Below are 571 nucleotides of genomic sequence, written 5' to 3' on the forward strand. Positions count from 1 at the left end.
GCGACGGCACGCGACCCTGCCCCGGGCCACCGCGATCTTCGCCGTCGGCTACCTGCCCCTGCTGCTCACCCCGACCCCGCCGACCATGCTGGTGCTGATGGCGGTCAGCGGGCTCGCCCTGCCGCCGCTGCTCACCATCGCGTTCGTCGCCATCGACGAGGTGGCGCCGGCGGGCACGGTGGCCGAGGCGTTCGCCTGGGCGGCCACCGCCTTCTCGGTCGGCAGCGCCGGCGGGGCGGCGGTCAACGGCGTCCTGCTGGACGCCACCGGGCAGGTGCGGGTCGGCTTCGTGCTCGCCCCACTGGCCGCGCTCATGGCCAGCGTCCTGCTGCTGCGGCGGTCCGGTCGAGCCCGAGCCTGACCCCCGTCGAGGAGCAGAGCTTCACCTCTTCGGGGTGATGTGCCGGCACCGACCGCAGGGCGATGCTTTCTTCAAGTACGAGAGGAGGCGTGTGGAAGGGAGACCGTGATGAGCGAGGTGACCACGAGCTTCTTCCAGGGTCTCGGCGAACAGGCGCACGAGCGGCTGCCGAGAAAGGTCCGGGGCACGGTGCGCTTCGACCTCCGCCAC

Annotated in this window: 1 protein-coding gene; it reads left to right on the top strand. The window is 72.3% G+C overall.

The genetic code is table 11. The features are described from left to right. Window positions 1-361, top strand: a 361-nt coding sequence (locus ACLJQE_RS44745; RefSeq protein ID WP_410645935.1) for an MFS transporter, incomplete at its 5' end; no start/stop codon positions are given. Between the last annotated feature and the right edge of the window lie 210 nt (window positions 362-571).

It is taken from the genome of Amycolatopsis sp. lyj-346 (assembly GCF_046548975.1).
Taxonomy (GTDB): Bacteria; Actinomycetota; Actinomycetes; order Mycobacteriales; family Pseudonocardiaceae; genus Amycolatopsis.